The following is a 23,099-nucleotide window of genomic DNA, read 5'->3' on the forward strand; positions in this document are numbered from 1 at the left end:
TTTACAACCACATTGGTATGGTGCGCGACATCCAAAAAACCTGTTTAAATCGAAACGATCGATGTCAGACACACCATACAAGTTGATTTAACTATTATATTATCCTTCAAATGAGGCAACAGAAACCCGATCGCGCCCTGATTCTTTCGCCCGATAAAGCGACTCGTCGGCGATCGCAATTAGCGTCCCCGGCTGCGACATCGGCGCCGGAATGCAGCAAGCTACACCCAAACTCAGCGTCACGTATTCGCTGACTGCAGACTTAGCGTGAGCTATCTGCAAACCCCGCACCTGTTGTGCGATCATTTCAGCTACGCAAGCAGCACCTTGAATATCCGTATTCGGCAAAACTACTACAAATTCTTCTCCACCGTAACGCGCTACTAAATCGGCAGATCGCTTTACCGAACGCTGCAGAACCGCCGCCACTTGCCGCAAACATTCATCCCCCGCTTGGTGCCCGTAAGTGTCGTTGTAAAGTTTGAAATAATCGATGTCGCACATAATCAAAGACAGCGGTGCTTCTTCCCTCGCCAAACGCCGCCATTCAGTATCGAGGTATTCATTAAAAGAGTGGCGGTTTCTTACCTCAGTCAAACTGTCGTAAGTTGCTAAATACTGCAAGGCTCGATTCACAGTTTCCAACTGCTGTTTCTGCTGCTGCAACTGACGGTTGAGAACCGCCAACTGCTGTTCGGCTGAGTGCGAGCGCAACAAATTTCTCACCCTCGCCAGCAATTCCCTCTCGTCAAAAGGCTTTGCAATATAATCGTCAGCACCCGCATCCAAACTTTCGATCCGAGCTTCCATCCCCGATCGCGCTGTCAAAAAGATTACCGGAGTCGATTTCAATTCTGGCGTACTGCGAATCTCCTTGAGCAAATCCAGTCCGTTTTGTCTGGGCATGATTTGGTCGCTCACAATCAAATTTGGCTGCAAAGTTTTTGCTTTTTCTAAACCTTCAACCCCGTCACTCGCCAGGGCGACTCTATAGTACGGAGTTAATAAAGTTTGGAGGTAAGCCTGCAGAAAATCGTTGTCTTCTACTACCAGCAACAGCGGTAATTCTCTGCTGTCTGGTGTTAATTCTTCGCCATTATTTTGGTCGTCAAAACAGTGATGTTCCGGCAGCGGGGTGTGGGGTGCGATCGCGCCGCTATTTCCCGTACCCCACTCTCCGGAGCCGAATCCAGTCAGTCCTGCCAATTGGGCGATCGCGCTCACCAACTGATTCGCTTCCACCGGCTTCGACAAATGCCTCTGAAACCCAGCCTCCAGCGCCGATGCCGAATCTTCTTCCTGGATGCCTGCCGTCAGCGCCACGGCCGGCAGCAGTTCCCTGTGTTCGGACATTTCCATTGCTCTGATGCGGCGGATCAAATCGCAGCCGTCGGCTCCGGAAACCGTCATATCGCTCACCAACACGTCGGGCCGCGACTGTTGCAACTCGGCCATCGCTTCGCCGGCGCTACCCACTGCTATTACCTTGGCTCCAAATGCTTCGAGGCCAGTTTTGAGAAATTGCCGGATCTCGGCGGTGCTTTCCACCACCAGGACTTGCTTTCCCGCTAGGGGTTTGGAGACCGATCCAGGTCTGCTTTCCATTTGGGCGATCGCAGCAGTGCGATCGTCGGGTGCATTTTTCTTGGCAATCGGTAGCAGCACCCCAAAGGTCGCCCCCTGACCGAGGCCGGGACTCGAAGCCCAAACACTTCCCCCGTGCAGTTCCACCAACTGCCGCACAATTGAGAGCCCCAGGCCAAGCCGGTGCTGTTCCTTGGTCTGGAAGCTCTCTGCGGGGCGGAAGTAGTCAAAGATGTGTGGCAGAAATTTGGGATCGATCCCGCAACCGCTGTCGCTGACGCGAATCAAGACGCCCGACGCAGTAGGCTCGGTCCGCACTTGAACTGGGTTTCGTGCCGATTCAGGGGTGAATTTGATGGCGTTGGTAAGGAGGTTCCAAACTACTTGCTGCAAGCGTTCTGCATCTGCCAAAACGTAGCTGACGGCGGGGTCAAAATGTGTTTCTACGCGGATGTTTTTGGCATCGGCGGCGGGGCGGAGGGTGCCGAGCGCAGATTCTATGATAGACGGGAGGTGAACTCGGCCGATGTTCAGGCACACTTTCCCCCGCAGCAGCCGCGAGAGGTCGAGGAGATTGTCTATTTGCCGGTTTTGTAATTTGGCGTTGCGCTCGATGATTTCCAAAGCGCGGCTGGTGGTGGCTTCGTTTAAATGGCGCGATCGAGCTAGCTGCACCCATCCCAAAATCGCGCTCAGGGGCGATCGCAGTTCGTGGGAGGCGATCGCCAGAAATTCGTCTTTTGCCCGGTTTGCTTCGGCTTGGGCTGCTTCAACGGCTTTGCGATCGGTGATGTCGAATCCGAGCGCCAAATACTGACAGGGTTTTCCCTTGCAGCCCCACAGCGGAACTACTGCTGCGTACACCCAATAATCACTTCCATTCTTGGTTTTATTCTTAATGTCTCCTTGCCAAACTTCACCTTTGGCAACTGTTGACAGCAGATTTTTGATTAATTCCGAAGACTTATATTCCCAATGGAGGATGCCAAAGTGGCTGCCGATCAATTCTGCGCGCGAATAGTTGGACATTGAGCAAACTCGATCGCTGACGTAGGTGATAATTCCTCGCGCGTTCGTCCTCACCGCAAGTGCCGATCTGTTGATCGCCCCCTTAAAATCTAAACATTCTTGCAGCGACGAATCTAGTTCTTTTACCGTAGAAATTTTGCCTGGGCGATCGGTCGTGTCCGGTTGCTGGCGATCGGTCTTATCCTTGCTCCGTTGTTGGATTTCCATTGCTTCTATTTTCCCCTGACGGCTGACACCTAATCTACTCGCATCCTGATTCATTATCACTATTTTGCTTCCCGCGCCGGCGGGTGTAATATTTTGTATCTCTACATCTTCCTGAAAATTTGGCAGGTACCACATCCACTCGGGAGTCACCTCAATTTTTGTTGATAGTTGGCTAAACTTTGTCAATCTGAGGACTGATTTTCTGATATCTAGCCGACCATCGGCTGCTGGCTAATTTGCTTTGATCTTCGATCTTTTATCTTTTACGAGGGGGAATTACGGAGAAATTTAGGGTGTCGATCGCGAGCCTCAAGTTGCATCCTTGTTTTAAACTGGTATCATAAGCGTCAATTTTTTTCTCACAATTACTCCTCGGATCTGGCGCAAAGTCTCCTCTTGCGCAGGCTTTCGAGTCTGTGGCTTTTGACCTCATATCCTCTCCAGCAGATATATATGCAGGGCTAGACAGTTCCCAAATCATTGGCGAATAAAGTCCGTGTCTGGCGATCGTCCGCAACTTCTGTTAAATTAATTTCTTCTAGATCTTGACAGGTCTGTATATTATTTGTATTATAAATTGTAGTATACCCTCAAACGAGAGCAGCCAAAGTGTATTGACGCACTCAACTATTAACATTTTGAGAAAAATAGTCTGTGAATTTAGACGCTGTACGCGAGCAATTTGAAGAAATAGCATTTAATTATGACGGCTTAATTACTCGCCTCATTCCGCAGTATCGCGAGCAACACGAGTTAATATTGCAGTTACTCGCTTCTGAAACTAATGCTAACATAAAAGTTCTGGATTTAGGCGCGGGAACTGGCATACTGTCGGCTGTGATTTTGTCAGCATTTCCTCGGGCAACTGTCCTCGCCTTTGATATGGCGGAAAATATGCTAAAAATTTGCCAAACTAACTTGTCCGCTTTCGGAGAAAGGCTGACCTTGCAGCAAGGAAACTTTGCCGAAGATGATTTCGGCAGCGGCTACGATTTGGTAGTTTCTGGGTTGGCAATCCACCACCTCGACAGCGCAGGTAAACAACAGCTATTTCACAAACTTTTCCAATCCATGAATCCAGGGGGAATCTTGCTAATTCGAGATATTGTCACAGGTGCTACTCCCCGGCTGACTGAGCAATACGAACAGTTGTGGCGGCAGTACATGAAAGCTAACGGAGAAGACGATGCAGCCTGGTTCCAAAAATATTTAGAAGAAGATATTCCCTCCTCTGTGGAAGAGCAGACTAAGTGGCTGGCAGAAGCTGGTTTTGCAGACGCCGGATGTCACTGGCGCTACCTAAATTTTGCTATTTTTGGCGGAGTTAAGAAGTGAATGCAACTGGGTGAGGCTGCCTTAGGATAAATCTGCGATTGCGAAAAAAATCTTAACCGAGGGAATTCAGTATCTAAATATGCCATAAATTAACGTTTCACTATCATGAAAACCATCTGGAATCGCATTGATTCTTGGCTTGCCGCTAATGCGCCAGAAATTCTGAACAATCTGCAACCGGGAGCAACCCCTGAAGCTATAAAAGCAGCCGAACAATTTTTAGAAATCGAGTTTCCTGAAGATGTAAAATCATCTTACCGCATTCATAACGGTCAGTTTGAAGAGAGATATTCAGTAATGCCGTACGGGCAGTTTCTTTGTTTAGAAGGAATGATAAGAGAGTGGAATTCTTGGAAAGAATTACTGGATACAGGCGACTTTAATGAGGAAGATGGCAATGATTATGGCTGCGCTTCAGATGGACTGATTCGGACAGAATTGTGGTGGAATCCTAAATGGATTCCGATCGCTTCCGACCTCAACAGCGACAGTCTTTGTTTGGATTTAGATCCAGCACCAGGAGGTCAAGTTGGGCAACTTATTTTTATGTGCCACGATGATGCTTACAGAGGCTTTATTGCTAAAAGTTGGCGAGAATGGTTAGAACAGTTAGCCACAGATTTAGAAACTGGTAAATATATATGATAAAAAAAGATATTTGAGAAAACAAAATGAATAATTCACGCTTAGTCAAAATTAGCAAATACCTCAGCCGACATCTGCGACACGCTCCGGATCGCATCGGCATTCAACTCGCTCCCGGCGGCTGGGTTCCTGTTAGCGAACTCCTCGCTGCGTGCCAAAAAAATAACTTCCCTGTTCAGCTTGCAGAACTCAAGGAAGTAGTCGTGCAAAACGACAAAAAACGCTTTTCATTCAACCCGACAGGCACTCTAATTCGTGCCAACCAAGGACACAGTGTAGAGGTTGACTTACAGTTAGAACCCGCACTTCCCCCGGATATTTTATACCACGGAACAGGTAGCACTGCCGTAGAGTCTATTCTCAGTCAAGGAATTAGGAAAATGTCGCGGCATCATGTTCATTTGTCGGTAGATATCCCGACGGCGCGCCAAGTAGGTGGAAGACATGGCATCCCGGCTATCTTTACTGTAGATGCCGCAGCAATGCAACGCGACGGCCATACATTTTACTGCTCAGCTAACAAAGTTTGGCTAGTAGATTTTGTGCCACCCAATTATCTAAAAATAAGTTGATAAACTTTCGGTTTTTTGTATAAAATGTACAAAAAATGTTTTAACATAAGAGTAAGTAGGAGTTTTGCAAAATGAGTGCGGCAGATATGGGCGATCGCGAAAACAATTTCAATCAAAACAATCCTCAAAATCGAGGGTTGCTCGGCTCTGGATGGCGACCTTTTTACCGTCAATTTGATTGGGATCACCTGCTACACTTAGCGTCTAGCGACCCCTTAGAACTAGCTCAAAAAACTTTAGGTGCAGCTAGCGACATTGCCGATGCAATGGGACGACATCAATATACCTGGTGGGCAAATATTTTAAATGTATTCTCGGAAAATACTCGCTACGAAATTGATGAGTTTTGGGATTACATTACTCCGCAGCCTGTTTACCCGGATTACCGCTACAAAGACGTTTTAGTTACCGAAACGCCGGTGGTACAATTGGTCAGCCGCGCTAGCATTCCCATCGACTACGTTCTCAACAAACTCCAAGAAATTACTCTTTTCAAAGTTCTGGATTTGCTGGGAAAACCGGATGCGATCACCCAGTCTTTTATGGAGCGACATTTTTCTTATTCCCCGGAGCGATTTATTAGCTGGGAACGCTTGGAAGTTTTGGGTACTGTTTATGCTTATTGGGCCCGATTAGGCTGTTGGCTGCAAATTGACAGCTACGACAGGGGAAGACGCTGCTACACTCTGATTTCCCAAGATATTGCGCCGCTCGTTAGCAAGGCAACTTACAATTTAGCGGTGATTCTGGGCGGGTACAAAAGCCGCGTCGGTCAGGTTCACAGCCAGTTCCCAATTCGGACGTTTTCTGCGGAGGTTCAAAGTTTTACCGATACAGTTCAGCAAGCAATTCTGGATCAAAATCAGTTGGCTGTTTTGGTCAGCGGCGAACCGGGGACGGGCAAAACTGCTTGGACGCAAGCGGTAGCAAAGGAAATTTTAGTGCCGCTGGGTTATGTAATTTTTATCTTAGACCACGATGCTGTGGAAAATTTTGTGCCTCCGAGTTATTTAGAGCGGATTTGTATTATTATCAATGAGGCTGATAATTTGGCTCAAGATCGATCGACCGCAGAGGGTCAACGCACTAACAAAACTGAACACATTTTGAGTTTGCTGGATGGAACTTTGTATCAAAGTGTCATCGACGATAACGGGATTCAATTTGGACAAAAGCTCGTAGTTTTGATGACTTGCAACACTACTGAAAGATTAGATCCTGCAATGTTACGCAAAGGGAGAGTGGATTTTACCAGTGAATTTACGCACAAATTTGTTTGAGCGGTCTCTTAAATTCTCAATCTATCTGAGCGATCGCACTGGCTACACGATCTCATACCATGTTCCATTTTCGATTTTCAATTAAAGAATGGGGAATGACTGATGAAGCTCAAGGTTTCGATCGCAGGCCTACAGTTGCATTCTTTTGGGAAATTGTATAAAATACCGAACAATTACCAGGAAATCTTCTCAATCTCCAAGTTTGGGGAAAAATTTCTTGAGTACCTATAGACTATTGGTGTCAACTATCCCCTAAAACCCTTTGTCTATCTCGTTTTTGCCTAGTCTCGTTCCCCTCTTGCGCCCCCGAATAGTCGGGGGACGCAAGAGAGAACTCCAGTCTCCTGCGAGTATTCGGGGGCGCTCCGCCGATCTGTGGCTAATCGTCAAACAGCACTCGGACACTAGATTTGCTCTTAAGTTGACAGTAATGCCTATAGACATATCCCCATCAAAAATGATATCACTGATGGGTGATACCCTCTAAGGGGATCGTCCTAGAGAGCCAATCAGGGAAACACAGCATTTTTGGTCTCAAACAGAATTTTTCAAACTAGACAGCTATGGAGGAAATCCCAAACCGTGCAAACTAAGCCAGTTCAGCAAAAAAGTCAGGGACTGGGAAAGTACGCCGACGGGACTGTCCCGCTCGCCCAACAACCCCTAGAGGCAGCCGTGTCCGATAGTAAAGACAGATTTCGGCGGTTTGTTGAGCGCTCCGCCGACGCCGTGGCAATGGTAGATTGTGAAATGCGCTATCTGTCGGTTTCTCGTCGCTGGGAAACAGATTGCGGGATTGGCCGCGGGGAGGCGATCGGCCGGTCTCATTGGGAACTGTTCCCGAATCTCCCGGGATATTGGGAGCAAAACGCCCAGGCTTGTTTGACCGGAGTTTTGAAATACAGCGAGTTTGTGACAGGGCAACCGATCGCATCTGTATCAGGAAAAATCGCAGGCGGTTCTTTCAGCGCGTCGGTAAAATGGATATTTCAGCCTTGGAAAAATAACGAAGGTGCGATCGGCGGTTTGATCCTGTTGGCCTCTGAGATAGCTGAGGATCTCGCTCAAACACATGGCTATAATAAATTTCAGTCCGAGGCCAAAAGCAAGCAGTTAGAAACAATACCGCAACTAACTCAAATTGCCCTCGAAAATGCTGCTGATACAATCTTTTTTACTACCTCCGACGGTGAAATTTGCTATGCGAACAAAGCTGCTTGCCATCTTTTCGGCTACTCGGAATCGGAACTGCTTAACCTGAGGGTGAGCGACATCGATTCGCAGTTGTCAGCATCGGATTGGCCAGAACACTGGGAGCAACTCAAGCAGCAAACCAACCTCACTTTTGAAACCAGTTATACAACTAAAGACGGCGCCAGTTTTCCCGTCGAAGTTAAAGTCAATTATTTAGAATACGGCGGCTGCGAATACCGCTGCGCGATCGCCCGCGACATTTCCGCTCGCCAAGTAGCAGAATCAGGGCTTGTAGAGGCGAAAGAGCAACTTCAAGCTGTTTTGGACGCCGTGCCGGGATTAGTTTCGTGGGTAAGTTCCGATTTGCGCTACTTGGGAGTAAACCGACATTTAGCTAGCGCTTACAAAATGCCTGCCGAACTATTTGCCGGTCAAAAAGTAGGTTTTTTAGAGACAAGTCCCAAATTCAACGATTTAGTATACGATTTCTTTGCCAACCCTGAAAAGAAGACATCTCAAGAAGTAACAGCGAACATCCGAGGAGAAAATAAAACTTATTTAATTGTCGCTCAAAAATACCATAAAAGTGCGGCTGCGGTATTTGTGGGAGTAGATATTACAGCAAGCAAACAGTCTCTTTTGGCTTTGCAAGAATCAGAAGAACGCCTGCGACAGCAAGCGGCGAAATTAGAGCAGACGCTGTTAATTTTGCAGCGAACTCAAACTCAACTGATTCAAACAGAAAAAATGTCTTCTCTGGGGCAGTTAGTAGCAGGAATAGCCCACGAGATTAACAATCCAGTTAGTTTTATTTCCGGAAATGTCAGCCACGCCACGGGCTACATTCAAGAACTGCTGCGATCGATCGACCTTTACCAAAAGTATTATCCCCATCCCGTGCCGGAAATTCAATATCTGATGGACGAATTAGACTTAGAATTTATCAAAAAAGACTTGCCGAAATTGTTAAATTCAATGAAAGTCGGTTCCGAAAGGATTCGGGATGTCGTGCGATCGCTCCGCTTGTTCTCGCGTACCGACGAAGCCCAAATGAAGCCTGCAGATATCCACGAAGGTTTGGACAGCACTTTGCTGATCTTGCAAAATCGCCTGCAAGCTAAAGGGGGACGCCCGGGGATATCTCTAGTTAAAGAATACGGGGATTTGCCGCGAGTCCGCTGCTATGCGGGACACTTAAACCAAGTGTTCATGCACTTGTTGACAAATGCGATCGACGCTTTAGAAGAAGGGGGGAGAAATTCCGAAAAGCCTGGTAAAATGCCAAATAAATCTTTCTTGTCTTCGGTCAGGCCGGCATCTGAAATGTTCAATCCCGAAATTCGGATTCGGACCTCCGTGGTAGAGGGAAAGGAAGTTGCGATCGCCATTAGCGACAACGGCCCTGGCATGACTGAAGAAGTCCTCGGCTGCATCTTTGACCCTTTATTTACCACTAAATGTCCGGACACTAGCACAGGTTTGGGTCTAGCAATATCCCAACATTTAGTAGTAGAAAAGCACGGCGGTAAGTTGCACTGTGTTTCGCGTCCGGGACAGGGAACTGAGTTGATAATTAAAATTGCGATCGGCAACGATTAATTGACTTCACCCAAAGCTGGAGACAAGCTCCCGCCCAAAGTCACCAAGAGCAAAAAACTTGAGATTTTAGTTTAACAGTCTTGGAGGCAGAACGTTTCTATGTATGGTGTTCTTCGGCGCACCTTACCGCTATAATTCGCGCGTCCAACATTTTTTTAGTAACGCCTGTTTAAGCGCCCAGAGTGCGGCTTTAGAGTCAATGCTAAAATCTAAAACATAAAATCTAAAATCTAAAATCGAGTGATTAAAAATGGTAAAATAATATGATAATTGAGTGGCTGAGATTTAAAGTACCTCCCGAAAAGTGGGAGGCGTTTATTCGGCGAGATGAAGAAGTTTGGACGGCCGGACTAAGAAATTTCCCAGGTTATTTGGGCAAAGAAATTTGGGTGGATGCGGTGGAAAATGAGGTGGTGATGTTGATTCGCTGGGAAACTAGGGAGCAGTGGAAGTCGGTTCCGCAAAGCACAATAGATGAGTTGGATGCCCAAATGGGCGATTTGCAAATTGCGATCGCCGAAAGTCGCGAATATCAAGTTCGCAAGTTTTTGCATTAGTTAGTCAGCAGTGATTAGTTAGGAGTTAGGAATCAAGCGTCCCATCTTCGATCGAGAGTCTGGGAACTTGACAAAAGTCTCGTTGTTTGCTAGTGATAACGGTAGCACCGACGGATAAGGCAATGGCTGCTATCGGCATATCTTTTTGCGGCGTTGCTGATTTAGGGTATGAAAGCCTAAATATGCAAGTCATAGAAACCAGCATCCACAAAACTTCGGGATTTATAAGTTATTTTTTTCATACGCTGATTAAGCAACGCCTTTTTTACTAATGCCATAATTCTCGATGTCTTCCCACCCTTGCGCTCCGGCGATGATAGCAAAAATTGCGATCGCTAGGATATCGGTGAGTTGATGTTTCTTAGTTCGCTCGACTCTGGGGTCTTTAATATCTGCAAAATGTGCGACTAAACGGGCGTTGAATATCTTGAATCTCTGCTACTTCCCGAAGCGGTAGTTGAGGAAGAGAGCTTTTTTTGGCAGAGGTAGATTTGCTCTCAAAACCCTGAGACATAAAGTGTATTCCTAAATATTTTATGGGCTGGCATTGTTGTCACCTCACTTATTTGACTCATTGTCAAGTACAATTTATACCAAATTAGATGAGCTTACCCTGACTAAAAACCTCCATTACTTAAACACAGAAGAAATATTTTTTGACTTTTAATTTCCAAAAGGGGTAACTTTTTCGGCTACTTGACTAGGCTTGGCGATGTATATGCCTGCCAAAACTATAGAAAAAGCTAACCAGTTCAGAGGACTTAACTGTTCTGAAAAGATTATCCAAGCAAGTATAGCAGTAATCACCGGATCGAGCAGCAAGAACACGGCAACGAACCCAGAAGAAAATCCTTTCAGGTTATAAGCCTGAAGACTTTGACCCAAAACTTGGCAGACCAAGGCTTGGGCAATTATTGTTAACCAGCCAGCCCAGGAATAGGGAAAAAGCACATCTTCCGTTAGCAGAACGATGGGGAAAGTTAACAGTGCCCCGCAGCAGGAACACCACAAAAGTATGGTTGTTGCTGAAAACTTGGCTCGAAGTTTTTCTACAGTTAGCAGATTGGCTGCAGAAAAGACAGCAGATAGTAGGGCAAGCGAGTCACCTGTAAAGTTATCACTCGCTACCTGCAAATCGCCCAGTCCAATTAAGATTGATCCGCTGATGGCGATTACCATGCCAATGAGGAATCTGCCCTCAAAACATTGACTGAGAAACAGCCATCCCATCAGAGTCGTGAACAGCGGGGTTACGTTATGCAGCAGATTAGAGTTAGCCACACTTGTCTGGGTGAGTGACCAAGCCCAGGTTATTAATGTGCCTGAGAACAAACAACTCATTACTAGCAACAAGACTACATCGCTGACTGTGTAATGCTCCTTTTCGAGCAAGGAGTCGTGGGAGTGTCTTTCCCTAAAGGTCTCGAACACCTTCCCTAATCCTAAAATGATAGTGGCTACCCAGAAGCGATTGAATACTGTCGCAACCGGACCCAGTTCCCGTTCGCTCAATCTGATGAAGATGGCGGCAAAGGATAAAGCAAGGATTGCCAGAAATAATGAAGTTAGTCCGATACTCCCTTGGAGTCGCTGCGCGATCGCACCTGGTGTCTGCTCTATCTGTTGCTGTGATGGTTTCAGTTCAATTGTCATCTTCACTTCTCAAAGTAGTATCTGCGCCACGCAAATCGTGGCGCAAGCTAATAGCATTACTCTTGCATTCCCGCATACAGGAGTCGGACAAATAAGCGGACACCATCATCATTTTTCAAAGTTGAATAGGAGGGAGCTTTACTGTTACCGATCGCACGCAAATCCGAGAGCAGTTCTGGATGAAATTGGCAAGTAAACGAGCGTCTAATTTTCTTAGTTTCAAAGTCTTTGTAATTAATGCAGGTTGCCGAACATTCGGTAACTATTTCACCATCTTCCTCTGCTGTTGAACAAAGAATTTCAATGGCGTCGGGCAGTTGTATTAGCCAACTCAGAGAGCTACCAGCGATGATGTGCCGATAGGGAACAATAGCGTCATGAATACTGCGGTAAGCCCAGTTGGCAAACAATATTGCTTCTTCGTTGACTTCATCGGAATGAAACATCGAAATTGACACTCTTGCCTCATATTGAATTGTTGTGTCAATCACGCCTTCATGGCTGTCGGCTGTGACATCATGAGCATGAATAATTTCCCAAGGAATACCTAAAGCATCGCCGTCAGGAGACTGATAAGGCAACAACACACGATCGCCTACTTCTTTTAATTCATTGCGCGTCACGGCAAAATGCTCGTCATTCCAGCCTGTAGCAACAACTCGTCCATCACGCTTTTTGACTTCGAGTGTCTTGCCCATTGCTTCGATGCGCTGGCAGACTCCTTGCAACGATCTGAGTGCTTTGCTCTCCTTATCGCGTTCTAAAGATGTCATATTGAGGACTTGTTTGACTGCACGCCGGATGAGTCGGATGTGACATTCAGCAGCTAACTGGTGTCCTACACAGATAAATATTGCCGGGGCACTGGTGGGCGATCGCGAGATCAATAATTTTTCCACTAATGCAAACATATCCTCTCGCGGACAGGCCGGACTTGTCCAGGTAGAGGCATCGTATGTCGATGGATGGCCACCTTCGACTACCACTGCATAACCAGAGTTAATTGCCGGAACAACTATTTCTGGATCGAGGACTCCTGTTGACCAAACAGGTAGTAATACTGAGTCCATATCGGCGACTTTCTGAGCAATGTATGCGACATTTTTGGAAGCCCGAACATCTTCGCCATTAGCGTTAACGCCTACGTGTTCCCAAGGTTCTATAATAGTAATACAGTTGCGTAACAAATTGGGATGCAACAGTAGAAACTCCAAGTCTGACTGTGAATTAATCACTTTTTCTAAAGGCTTGGCGTGTCCCCACTCAAAAATGCCGTCGCTGGCAAATAGTTCTTTTTCCAAAAGCGGGTCTTCTGAAGTTCTATCGGCTAAAAAACGACCTAACAAAATATGTGCCGATTCAAAATCCGATCTGCCTTCATGCAAGTAGCCAGGAGTTAGTCGCCAGTCGGCTGTGGTGGTTGTATATTGTTGAACTTTGATAGATTCTATGCTCATAATTTATCTCGTTCTGTTGTTAGAAAACTTAAGCTTGTACTCACAGGAACTGCACAAAGTATGTATACTCAACAAGCTATTTTCTAAATGAGTAAAAAATTTAGATTAACTTTATATACCCCCTCTCAGACCAAAGTTCATCGCTCCGTATTATTGCAACTATTGTACATTGTACATCGATAGCGCCATCAAGTTTCATCCTCAGCTAAAGTAATCAGTCCATCATCTAAGGTGAGATTTAACTGGTTATCCAAACTCGCTATAAAATCAATACTAAAGCTTTGATTTTTATCTTGAACTCTGGCACTAATTATTACGCCAATACACAATTCATTACGGTTGTGTGCAGCTAATACACAATCAGCAAAAGTCAGGTTGCTAATCTGTTCTGGGGGAAAGTAAAGCGATATTGGCTTGACATACAGTTCGCTACCTTCCGATGAAAACAAATCACGATAGATTGACATTATATCAGGCTCTTGGGATACCTGGGATAAAATTTTTGATACAACTTGATCCGTGAGGAGAAAGTCTTTTACCCGGCTTTGATTACCAAGCTTGATTTTGAGAAAAATTTTTCATCTTGCTTGTCAAATTTATCACTTATCCTTTGTTGATTTATCAACTTATGTTTTGAGTTTATGTTCGTCGAATTTTACCATACTTATAAAAATTAAGTAATTAAGATATGGCTGAGTCTGGGAACGAGAAACGAGAAAATGGAAGCCGTCCGGGGTCTGATAATATCAAATCCGGTTAATCAGCCACACAAGGAAGTGGGCAGGGGATATGAGGCATGGCGCATGAGGTATCAGGGAAGTCAGTGCAATTAGCCGGATTTGATATCACCCCTGATTCGCTAACATCATCTTACAAGAGAAGGGGAGTGTTAAGAATGCGACCAGAGGTCTACTTAAATTCACATCTTGCACCAATCTCAAGAACAGGCTTTCCGGCCTGTTCCACAAAAGATGAATTTTCTTGTGGGGCGGCAGGATGCCCATCCTTTAAAGACTTATTGACAATGATGCAAGATGTCAGTTTAAACCGATTGTGTCAGGTGAGGCAAAGAATGTGATATTTATGCAAGTTCCACGAATACGGTGCTGCGGGCAAACTCCTCCTCCGGCGAAAAGTATGGAGCTTTATCAACCAGCGTAAGGTCAAAACGGTATGTCTCGTGAAGGAATTTGCCGCTGATGAGAGCCGATTCCAAATCCTTGATGTATTCTTCGGCGATCGTGCAAGCCTCCTTAATACGTTTGCGATCGCGAAGGTCTAACAGCTTCTGCAATGTTGCTCCCACCCCTACCTAGCGTGAAGCTGCCTTGAGAATATTGACCGACATTCTCACAATCAATTAGACAAATATGACTGACGCAAATGCCAGACGAGCTCGCGCCGCATTTCACTGAGAATTCGCTGTCCCCGTTCACAATGTTCCAACTTGATGTCATCGACATAGAACCGCACCAGCGTGTCTCGCGTGTAATCTCCCTTCAGGTCATTGATCCAGATTTTGGGGTCTTGCCATTCATTGCGTGAACTCTTGAAGTTTTCTCGCAACCATTCGCGAAAGCGTTCTACCAATTCGTCTAATCGCGTGTCTAACCCTTTGGGATTACTAATTGCCCATAACAGCTTGTTAACTTTGATCTTCAACAAATCAATCTTCTGTTCCCACTCTTGCTTCAACGTTTGCTGGTCTTCTTGAAATAGGTCAGGGTCTTTCAACCAGTATTGATACCAACGGCGTATCAGCCCAATCAACGTACTCTCGGATACTGTTCCCGTAGCTTCACTGAGCAAGCGTCTGCGACGGTCGTGCCGATCGAACTTTTTTGATTCCAGTCCAATCTTTTGACAAAGTTCCAGATAGTATGCTTGCACTGTTCGCCGCTCCTCTACATCTAATCCACCCCTTTCTAATTGGGAGATGAGATCGGCTAGGTGCGCCAAACCCATTTCAATCTCAGCTAGTAAAGTATTCACCTCAGTCTCAGCTAACAAGCGTTGCCGTCCCGTTTCTCGCTTCTGTTGCGCTTTTACCCCAGGTATAGAGCAACCATAAAACTCGTCAACTAATTCTAACTTCTTGTCAATTTCGCCCATGGTATCGGGGTGCGCCAGCACGACTTTTTCCATCATGGAGATGGCTAGAGCCGGCGCAACATCTGCTTTGATCGGAATGGCGATCGTGTAGTAGTAATGATTGGTCGGACGGCTGAGGTTAATAATTTCCTGCCCTTCAAACGCGGCATTGGGGATGTAAATCTGTGAGTGCGTGTCAATGAGATACAGTTCGGTTAATCGCAGCCCAATGTGTTTGATCACGCCTCTTCTACCGTTGGCTAGCTCAATCACATCCCCAAAGCGAAACGGTGTATCGATGAGCAAGACTAACCCACTGAAGAAGTTTGCCAGAATGTCTTTTAGCGCAAACCCCAAGATAAAACTGATTCCTCCGATGGCAACTAACAAACCTTGGATGTCAACACCGAATGCCTGGAGAAACAGCAGTCCACCCACCAAGTAAACAATTAAAGGGAGAACATTTTGTAGTATCGGAGTGAGAACATCATCCCACATTGCCTCGGAGCGTGCGGCATACTCGCTAAAAGCATAAGGCACAACCTCGGTGAGCAATTGAACCACCCAAAAGGTGGCGATAAGGACAAGAAAAGCGGTCAAGCCTCGCTGGAACCAAGTAATGTAAATTGTAGGAGCGATAGATCGCGTCTGCAATGCCAGCTTGAAACCGATCGCGAACACAATGAGTGTCAGCGGCGTTTGTGAGACGTTGAGTGCAACTAACACTAGGTCGGAGGTAAATTGACGGAAAACCCTCCGCAAAATACCAAACAGTAGGTAGAGAACAATAACTACAACACCAAGAATGCCGAAGTTAAGCAAAAATGCACCCCATCCTGGAGCAAGCAAAATAGCTAACAGAAACGTAGAGTTGCCGATCGTCCTCATTTGGAAACCGGCTCCACAGATCCGTAAAGTATGTAAAAAATAGTGCTTGACATAGTATTAGATAGGTGTTAATTAATGAAAGGGATGCTTTTTCAAAAATAGAAATATAAAAAAACTAAAACCAGCATTTAGCTCCTGGATTTGCTAGAGAAGACTTCTCGATCGCCACGAAGCACAGTTGCTTCACAGCCAATCATAATTTTTTATGTTTTATAGTTGTTTCACCCCTAATGAATGAATCCAATAAAACGACGATGGCGCTCGCCTCATTATTTGTCGGTGTAGTCGCCCTATCTTTTGGCTCTATCTTCATTAGATGGAGTGAAGCTGAACTAAGTCCCAATGCTACAATATTTAATCGCTTTTGGCTAGGTAGTGTCGTCTTTGGGCTGTGGCAAGGATACAAGGCGATACGTCAGAGACTTTCTGGTGACAAACCCCTTCAACAGCATTCATACACCAGTCAGGAGCTTTTGCTATTGCTGGGTGCTGGGATTTTTTTTGCTGCCACCTTAGCCTTTGTAGCTTGGTCGCTGACTCAAACCAGCGTCGCTATCTCGACAATCCTACACAATCTCACCCCGATCTTTACCAGCTTAGGAGCGTGGTTGTTATTCGGTCAAGGCTTTAACCGCCAATTTCTGATTGGGATGGTCGTCGCCATTGGGGGAGCGATCGCCATTGAAATCGAGCAAATACACATGGCTGCTGGTGAGGTCACAGGAGGCATAGCTGCCATCGTCTCTGCGGTTTTTATGAGTGCATATCTGCTGGTAGTAGAACAACTGAGAACCAAATTTGACCCCATCACAATTCAGTTGTGGGTTTGTGCGATCGCTACCCTATCCATCTTGCCGATGCTTGTGTTCGCTCAAGAGCGGGTTTTTCCTTCTTCACTGAATGGATGGCTGTTCGTCATTTTTTTCGCCCTCGTCTGCCAAGTTTTAGGTCAAGGACTTTTAACCTATAGCGTTGGTGGCTTGTCCTCAGTGGTTGTCTCCTTAGTACATTTGTTAGAGCCAGTATTTAGCAGCATTTTGGCTTGGGCAATCTTTTGGGAAAAGTTAAGTTTCTCGAATTGGGTAGGTTTTGCCCTAGTTCTCATCGGTCTATACCTAGCCGTATCTAGCCAAGCTGTTGTTCGTCTCCCACAAAATCGGCTAGAGAGCGGTTAGTCACCATTACTGTTTCTTTCAACGGTAAGCAAGTGAAAAAGACTTGGCTCAAAAAATCAGCACAACTCGATGTCAATACATTTGCTAAAAAGTATGACAGCCAAACAGGAATTAGCACAGCAACCGTCGTCCAGAACACCTGCTTGGATCGCAACTGCTGAAGGTGAAAATACAAGACTCAGACACGATCTGGATCGATTGAAGAGAAAAACTCTTTTTTAATTCTAAATCCGAAGAAATGCTCAAACATTCAATTCGTTTACTAATTTACGCTCCTCAAATTCGAGGAAGTTCCCATTCCATATTCAAGTAATCATTTAGATACTCTTATTTGAACGCTATTCGACCTGCCTCCGTCATCGGTGAGAGCCAAATCATACCTCAGTTCACCAACGCCAAAACTTTTGTAACCTAACTAGGACTTATGCACCGTAATTCTCAGAACAAGGGTTTGAGGTTCTAGATTCTGCGGAGCCACTGCGCTAATGCGATCGCTCAGAATGACGCAATTTGGCACTCAGTGCGTAAGTCCTAACAGCGATTATGATTAACATAACTAGGTCAACTTAACTCATATTATGGCAGATCAAAAACAACCACCAAGTAAAACGCCACAGGAGGCACAAGAAGCCGATACTAAAGAGAATTCCGATATAAAAACTCATACAATCTCGTCCCGACTGCTCAAAGCGATTCAAGCCCCGACCCCCAGCGAACTCCTTGCCAAGGCAAACTACATGAATCGCAAGCATGAACCGGGGAGCATTGATTTTACTGAGGGTGACGCTCACGAACTTCCCCCACCAGGCTTTGTAGAAGCCCTTCAGCGCTGGAGCATTCCGCAAAATGAGAGTTGGTTCGGTTACAAAGACAACCTTCCACAGGCACGAGTCACTGTGTCAGAAGGTCTGAAGATGCAACGCGGGATCGCGATCGCACCAGAAGATATTTTCCTGACCAACGGTAGTCTGATTAGTCTGACTATTTGTCTTCAGATGCTGACCGAAATAGGAGACGAGGTGATTATCATCACCCCACCTTGGCTAAACTACAGGCGGATGATTCATGTCGCTGGTGCGGTTCCGGTTGGCGTTGCAGTTAATCCAACTACTTTCGATCTGGATCTCGATGCGATCGCCGCTGCCATAACTGAACGTACCAGAGCGATCGTTATCAATTCACCCCACAACCCCACAGGCAAGATTTTTTCAGCAACAACCCTACAACAATTAGCAAATCTGCTCACCAATGCCTCCCATCGCTACGGCAAACCAATCTACCTGATTTCCGATGAAACCTTCAGCCGCATTGTATTCGATCGACGAACTTGTCCCAGTCCCACCCAGTTCTACCCGTTTTCCTTCCTCATCTATGGCTACAGTAAGGTCTGGATGGCTCCCGGTCAACGCATCGGTTATATTGCCTTGCCACCCACAATGCCTCAACGGGAATCAATACGGCGCATAATTCGTACACTGCAAGGCAGTCCCTTTGGTTGGTGTTTCCCCAGTGCATTGATGCAATATGCGCTCACAGATTTGGATGAACTCACCATCGATATGGAGCATCTACAACGCAAACGCGATTGGATGGTGAAGGCACTCAAGGAAATGGGTTACAAGTTGCAAATTCCGGAAGGGGCATTCTTTTTGTTAGTAGAGTCACCCTGGTCAGACGATTGTGCTTTTGCCGAGTTACTAGCCAGCCACGATGTTTTTGTCTTCCCTGGAACGCCCCAGGAAATACCGGGTTATTTCCGCATCTCTCTGACTGCCAACCAAGACATGATTTCCCGTGCCCTGCCGAAATTTCAAGCAGCTATAGAACACGCTACGGCCAAAGCATTTGGTGGAGTTTAGTCTGAAGTTTTTTTCCCAGCATCAAACGGCAATACAACATTAGAAAATACTAGAGACATTCGGATGGCAACTTACAATAATATTCTGGAAGCGGTTGGCAGAACTCCCCTGATTAAACTTAATAGTATCAGTCAAGAAATTCAATCAACAATTTATAGCAAGGTAGAATACCTCAATCCGGGTGGTAGTACGAAAGATAGGATAGCTCTGTCCATGATTGAAGCCGCAGAGAAAGCAGGAAAACTGCAACCCGGTGGGACAATAATTGAGGCAACAGCAGGAAATACGGGAGTTGGTCTGGCGCTAATCGCTGCGATAAAAAAATATCGCTGCATATTTGTGATGCCGGATAAAATGAGCCAGGATAAAATTAACTTACTGAAAGCTTATGGAGCCGAAGTAGTAATTACGCCGACATCAGTTCCGCCTGACTCTCCAGAAAGTTTCAACGGTGTAGCAGAAAGACTTAGTAAAGAAATATCAGGAGCTTATAGACCGGATCAATTTGCTAATCCTAATAATCCGTTAGCCCATTATTTAACGACTGGGCCAGAGATTTGGTCAGACAGTAATGGGCAAGTTGATGTTTTTGTTGCCGCGATGGGAACAGGCGGCACAATTTCTGGAGTTGGCAAATATCTGAAAGAACAAAATCCAAATATAGTAATTGTTGGTGCAGATCCAGAAGGTTCAATCTTTTCTGGTGACACCCCCAAACTTTACAAAGTTGAGGGAATTGGTGAAGACTTTATTCCGAAGACGTTTAACCGCCAAGTAATAGATGAAATGGTCAGAGTTAGCGATCGCGAGTCTTTTAATATGGCTCGCCGTCTAGCGCGAGAAGAAGGTTTATTGGTGGGAGGCTCTTGCGGTACAGCAGTAGCAGCAGCCCTTAAATATGCAGCCCGATTATCAGAACCGAAACAGATTGTAGTGCTGTTACCAGATACAGGAAGAAACTACATAAATAAAATCTATTCTGATAGCTGGATGCAGGAAAATGGTTTTTGGGAAGAACCAACCAAAAAAACAATAAGACTTCAAAAGATACTTGCCCAGAAACAAGATTTTCCCTCACTCGTTTCTGTGAGTTCGCAGGATACATTGAGTCAAGTCATCGAAGTTATGCACAAACTGAACATCTCACAAGTTCCAGTTATTGAAAACCATCACATCATTGGCAGTTTAAATGAAGCAGCTTTAATGAAACTACTGCATGAAGGGATTAATTTTTCTCACCAAAAAGTTGCGCCTGTTATGAGTAAACCTTTACCGAGTTTAGATGAGAAAGTCGATATTTGCGAAGCTTATAGAGTTCTTCTATCAGGAACTAATGGTATTATAGTTGAACAAAATAGTATTCCTGTAGGATTAATTACTAGAACTGATTTAATTAAATATTGGGCAAGCCAAACGGAGCGTCTGAATTATGAATGAGAAATAGTTTTATTCCTAAAAATACAGTTAAGTAGAATGAATGATTTAGTTTTTTTAGCTGCTCATCAATTAGCAAAAGCAATCCGCGATAGCCAAGTCTCTTCAACAGAAGTAATAGAAGCTTATTTGAGTCAGATTGCTCAATACAACTCAGGACTAAATGCGATTGTGACTCTGGATGCGGAAAATGCGATCGCGCAGTCGAAAGCGGCAGATAAAGCATTAGCTCAAGGAGAAAATTGGGGGTTCTTACATGGAGTACCCGTAACTATCAAAGACACCCTCGAAACCAAAGGATTACGCACAACCAGCAGTTATCAACCCTTAGCTAATTATGTCCCAAAGCAAGATGCTACCGTCGTCGATCGACTGCGCGCCGCTGGAGCAATTATTTTGGGCAAGACGAATACACCACAACTAGCTGATAACTTTCAGACCAACAGTCCTCTGTTTGGTAGAACAAACAACCCCTGGAACCATGAGTGTACCCCAGGCGGCAGCACTGGGGGTGGTGCGAGTGCGATCGCTGCTGGGTTATCCCCTCTAGAACTTGGTAGTGATATTGGTGGGTCAATCCGCGTTCCAGCTCACTTCTGTGGCATTTTCGGCTTGAAACCAACCCAGAATCGCGTATCAACATTTGGACATATTCCAGAATTACCAGGAACACCTAAAACTATCCACCACTTACAAACAATAGGGCCTCTTGCCCGCTCTGTAGAAGACTTGCGATTGTGCCTGTCGCTGATTCAAGACTCAGACCCCCGCCAGCCGGAAGTAATGCCGATATCTACACAAGTTAACCGAGCAACCACGCTACAATCGTACCGCTACGCTTGGACAGAAGGTTTTGGTGAGATTCCAGCCACAGCTCAAACCAAAGCTGCTCTAGAAAAATTAGCATCATCCCTGACAGATATAGGATGCTGTGTAGAGCAACACAACGAGCCGCCAAATTTTGATAGCAATGTGGTACGCGATACTTACCTCAATATTTATAATTTTGAATTGGGTTTATCCCAAGCAGACTTGACGCAGATTCAACAGCAACAACGATATGTCACCGCCCTCATTGAGCGCGATATTCTGATTGCTAATATCGAAAGTTTCTTATCTAATTGGGATGCTTGGCTGTGTCCAGTGGTGCCAGTGCCTGCTTTCACCCACCGTCAGCCAGGAGCACCAATTGAGGTTGATGGTCGCGAGTTCTCTTATTTGAAAACAATAGGTGCTTACGTAACAATTTTTAATTTAACTGGCAACCCTGCCGTAGTGCTGCCCTTTACACAGTCACAAGAAGGACTACCCATCGGCGTGCAAGTGGTGGGACGGCGCGGAAGCGATCTGAAACTGCTAGAGATTGCGGAAAAATTAACTCAAGTAACTGGTTTTTTTCAACGCCCACCTGGGTATTAGAAATGTCATTTGTCATTGGTGTCGGGCATCTGGCTGCAGAAGCAACGACCGAGAGCCATTGGCGTTGTCCCAGCCCATAAAGTTGTTGCGTTTAAGTCTTTGAGCCGAATCTGTCGGTGCGAGTGTTCTCGATCGCTCGCGCTATTCTAATAAAAACCAATGCTTTATTTTTTCAGGTTTGATAGAGCAAAGGAGCGATTGATAAAATCACAGACAGTCGTTTTTTAGGCGGGCAAAGCGATCGCTTAAAGTTTATATCGTTGCGATCGCTGTCTTATCTTTCAACTATAGCATATACTTTTTAAGTTATAATTTTAATAAACAGAAACTCACAACCCTAAATTTTAATATAAAATAAAAAAAACAGAAAAAAAAATTTCCTAATTTTCCTACTTTAAGTCAGCACAAAAAATGATATTTTTAATCAAATACACCTGACACCAATTCTCTATGAAGTCGCACTTAATAAACGTGACTTCAATTGGTACGATCGCCACTTGCACAAGGGCTCGCTCAGGAGTCCGCGATCGCTACTTAAAGTTCAGAAGGCGACTGCGAGCGGCCTGGAGGTAAAACATTTATTTAAGGCCATGGAACTGACTTTATTCAAAATAGTAAACAGGTTGTTCAATGTCGTACGGGGTACTTTTATTTTGGCGTTGGCGTTGAGCTTATAGAGGAGGATTGTATCTACAGTCTTGTCTGAAACTACAACCTGGCACTCTTGAGTAATCCACTCTTGAATTTGACGGTAATTCTTGAATCCTTGAGGCATCTCCAGACCTTTGCTCCGTTGGCTCATCACTTTTTCTGGAAGGGCGGCAGGTTTTCCTGGGGCTGTTTTTACTTCGAGTCATGCCTCCATGCCCCCTGGCTTGTACCGTTGTCACTAACGATACATTGTTGATTCATTATATTCTTGCTCCTGTTTCTAATATTTTAGTGCGTCTTCAAGGAGAATTGGTATCAGGATGAAATAATGTTAGCCCCCTTCCGCTTTAGAAAAACCCACATACAAATTGGCTTCAATAGCATCAAAGCTAGGAGCAAAAAATTAATATTTCATAAAGCCTTCTACCTTTCAGTGTCCCTTGCTGAAACTTTAAAAAATTTGAAACTAC

Annotated in this window: 18 protein-coding genes and 1 pseudogene; 11 read left to right on the plus strand and 8 right to left on the minus strand. The window is 45.3% G+C overall.

All coding sequences use genetic code 11. The features are described 5' to 3' along the window. Positions 1–99: 99 nt before the first annotated feature. Complete coding sequence (locus QUA54_RS06625; protein ID WP_333413900.1) at positions 100–2,955, minus strand: diguanylate cyclase; 2,856 nt, start codon at positions 2,953–2,955, stop codon at positions 100–102. A gap of 519 nt (positions 2,956–3,474) precedes the next feature. Here QUA54_RS06625 and QUA54_RS06630 point away from each other — a divergent pair. The 6 genes from QUA54_RS06630 to QUA54_RS06655 all read left to right on the plus strand — a co-directional run bounded on the left by QUA54_RS06630 (position 3,475) and on the right by QUA54_RS06655 (position 10,002). Next, positions 3,475–4,155: a methyltransferase domain-containing protein gene (locus QUA54_RS06630; protein WP_333413901.1), complete on the plus strand. Its 681-nt coding sequence runs from the start codon at positions 3,475–3,477 to the stop codon at positions 4,153–4,155. A gap of 105 nt (positions 4,156–4,260) precedes the next feature. After that, entirely contained in the window at positions 4,261–4,800 is a 540-nt protein-coding gene (locus QUA54_RS06635; RefSeq protein WP_333413902.1) for an SMI1/KNR4 family protein, read from the plus strand. A 26-nt stretch (positions 4,801–4,826) separates the two neighbouring features. Then, entirely contained in the window at positions 4,827–5,372 is a 546-nt protein-coding gene (locus QUA54_RS06640) for an RNA 2'-phosphotransferase (RefSeq protein ID WP_333413903.1), read from the plus strand. Positions 5,373–5,443: 71 nt separating this feature from the next. Beyond that, on the plus strand, positions 5,444–6,652 hold the full coding sequence (locus QUA54_RS06645; RefSeq protein WP_333191097.1) for an AAA family ATPase: 1,209 nt from the start codon (positions 5,444–5,446) through the stop codon (positions 6,650–6,652). A 582-nt stretch (positions 6,653–7,234) separates the two neighbouring features. Then, positions 7,235–9,445: a PAS domain S-box protein gene (locus QUA54_RS06650; RefSeq protein ID WP_333413904.1), complete on the plus strand. Its 2,211-nt coding sequence runs from the start codon at positions 7,235–7,237 to the stop codon at positions 9,443–9,445. Positions 9,446–9,708: 263 nt separating this feature from the next. Further along, the gene (locus tag QUA54_RS06655) at positions 9,709–10,002 is read left to right on the plus strand and encodes a TIGR03792 family protein (protein ID WP_333199438.1); all 294 of its coding nucleotides are present in this window, start codon (positions 9,709–9,711) and stop codon (positions 10,000–10,002) included. 25 nt (positions 10,003–10,027) lie between these two features. Here QUA54_RS06655 and QUA54_RS06660 read toward each other — a convergent pair whose 3' ends face one another. From QUA54_RS06660 to QUA54_RS06690, 7 genes and pseudogenes are all read right to left on the minus strand, one after another. Then, the gene (locus tag QUA54_RS06660) at positions 10,028–10,195 is read right to left on the minus strand and encodes a hypothetical protein (RefSeq protein WP_333413905.1); all 168 of its coding nucleotides are present in this window, start codon (positions 10,193–10,195) and stop codon (positions 10,028–10,030) included. A 68-nt stretch (positions 10,196–10,263) separates the two neighbouring features. After that, a pseudogene (locus QUA54_RS06665) lies at positions 10,264–10,435 on the minus strand (transposase family protein); the annotation flags it as partial. A gap of 230 nt (positions 10,436–10,665) precedes the next feature. Then, entirely contained in the window at positions 10,666–11,655 is a 990-nt protein-coding gene (locus tag QUA54_RS06670; protein ID WP_333413906.1) for a DMT family transporter, read from the minus strand. Positions 11,656–11,711: 56 nt separating this feature from the next. Continuing rightward, entirely contained in the window at positions 11,712–13,112 is a 1,401-nt protein-coding gene (locus QUA54_RS06675) for a hypothetical protein (protein WP_333199434.1), read from the minus strand. 188 nt (positions 13,113–13,300) lie between these two features. Beyond that, complete coding sequence (locus QUA54_RS06680; protein ID WP_333413907.1) at positions 13,301–13,579, minus strand: hypothetical protein; 279 nt, start codon at positions 13,577–13,579, stop codon at positions 13,301–13,303. A gap of 614 nt (positions 13,580–14,193) precedes the next feature. Next, on the minus strand, positions 14,194–14,418 hold the full coding sequence (locus QUA54_RS06685; protein ID WP_333413908.1) for a hypothetical protein: 225 nt from the start codon (positions 14,416–14,418) through the stop codon (positions 14,194–14,196). Between the two features lie 50 nt (positions 14,419–14,468). After that, positions 14,469–16,091, minus strand: a complete 1,623-nt coding sequence (locus QUA54_RS06690; protein WP_333413909.1) for a mechanosensitive ion channel family protein — start codon at positions 16,089–16,091, stop codon at positions 14,469–14,471. 230 nt (positions 16,092–16,321) lie between these two features. On the opposite strand from QUA54_RS06690, the gene QUA54_RS06695 reads away from it, so the two are divergent. The 5 genes from QUA54_RS06695 to QUA54_RS06715 all read left to right on the plus strand — a co-directional run bounded on the left by QUA54_RS06695 (position 16,322) and on the right by QUA54_RS06715 (position 21,978). Further along, positions 16,322–17,266, plus strand: a complete 945-nt coding sequence (locus QUA54_RS06695) for a DMT family transporter (RefSeq protein WP_333413910.1) — start codon at positions 16,322–16,324, stop codon at positions 17,264–17,266. Between the two features lie 32 nt (positions 17,267–17,298). Further along, positions 17,299–17,427 (plus strand): hypothetical protein, encoded by a 129-nt coding sequence (locus tag QUA54_RS06700; protein ID WP_333413911.1) that lies wholly within the window; start codon positions 17,299–17,301, stop codon positions 17,425–17,427. Between the two features lie 417 nt (positions 17,428–17,844). Further along, positions 17,845–19,125: an aminotransferase class I/II-fold pyridoxal phosphate-dependent enzyme gene (locus tag QUA54_RS06705; protein WP_333413912.1), complete on the plus strand. Its 1,281-nt coding sequence runs from the start codon at positions 17,845–17,847 to the stop codon at positions 19,123–19,125. 63 nt (positions 19,126–19,188) lie between these two features. Then, positions 19,189–20,562 (plus strand): cystathionine beta-synthase, encoded by a 1,374-nt coding sequence (locus QUA54_RS06710; protein ID WP_333413913.1) that lies wholly within the window; start codon positions 19,189–19,191, stop codon positions 20,560–20,562. A gap of 36 nt (positions 20,563–20,598) precedes the next feature. After that, entirely contained in the window at positions 20,599–21,978 is a 1,380-nt protein-coding gene (locus tag QUA54_RS06715) for an amidase (protein WP_333413914.1), read from the plus strand. The last annotated feature ends 1,121 nt before the right edge of the window (positions 21,979–23,099 follow it).

This window comes from Microcoleus sp. MOSTC5 (genome assembly GCF_036701825.1).
In the GTDB taxonomy this organism is placed as follows: domain Bacteria; phylum Cyanobacteriota; class Cyanobacteriia; order Cyanobacteriales; family Microcoleaceae; genus Microcoleus; species Microcoleus asticus.

What these genes read in the sequence shown, in the direction of transcription:
- QUA54_RS06625 (WP_333413900.1), bottom strand. Translation starts at nt 2,955, where the DNA reads ATGTGGTACCTGCCAAATTTTCAGGAAGATGTAGAGATACAAAATATT.
- QUA54_RS06635 (WP_333413902.1), top strand. Translation starts at nt 4,261, where the DNA reads ATGAAAACCATCTGGAATCGCATTGATTCTTGGCTTGCCGCTAATGCG.
- QUA54_RS06640 (WP_333413903.1), top strand. Translation starts at nt 4,827, where the DNA reads ATGAATAATTCACGCTTAGTCAAAATTAGCAAATACCTCAGCCGACAT.
- QUA54_RS06645 (WP_333191097.1), top strand. Translation starts at nt 5,444, where the DNA reads ATGAGTGCGGCAGATATGGGCGATCGCGAAAACAATTTCAATCAAAAC.
- QUA54_RS06655 (WP_333199438.1), top strand. Translation starts at nt 9,709, where the DNA reads ATGATAATTGAGTGGCTGAGATTTAAAGTACCTCCCGAAAAGTGGGAG.
- QUA54_RS06660 (WP_333413905.1), bottom strand. Translation starts at nt 10,195, where the DNA reads ATGACTTGCATATTTAGGCTTTCATACCCTAAATCAGCAACGCCGCAA.
- QUA54_RS06670 (WP_333413906.1), bottom strand. Translation starts at nt 11,655, where the DNA reads ATGACAATTGAACTGAAACCATCACAGCAACAGATAGAGCAGACACCA.
- QUA54_RS06675 (WP_333199434.1), bottom strand. Translation starts at nt 13,112, where the DNA reads ATGAGCATAGAATCTATCAAAGTTCAACAATATACAACCACCACAGCC.
- QUA54_RS06680 (WP_333413907.1), bottom strand. Translation starts at nt 13,579, where the DNA reads ATGTCAATCTATCGTGATTTGTTTTCATCGGAAGGTAGCGAACTGTAT.
- QUA54_RS06690 (WP_333413909.1), bottom strand. Translation starts at nt 16,091, where the DNA reads ATGAGGACGATCGGCAACTCTACGTTTCTGTTAGCTATTTTGCTTGCT.
- QUA54_RS06695 (WP_333413910.1), top strand. Translation starts at nt 16,322, where the DNA reads ATGAATGAATCCAATAAAACGACGATGGCGCTCGCCTCATTATTTGTC.
- QUA54_RS06705 (WP_333413912.1), top strand. Translation starts at nt 17,845, where the DNA reads ATGGCAGATCAAAAACAACCACCAAGTAAAACGCCACAGGAGGCACAA.
- QUA54_RS06710 (WP_333413913.1), top strand. Translation starts at nt 19,189, where the DNA reads ATGGCAACTTACAATAATATTCTGGAAGCGGTTGGCAGAACTCCCCTG.
- QUA54_RS06715 (WP_333413914.1), top strand. Translation starts at nt 20,599, where the DNA reads ATGAATGATTTAGTTTTTTTAGCTGCTCATCAATTAGCAAAAGCAATC.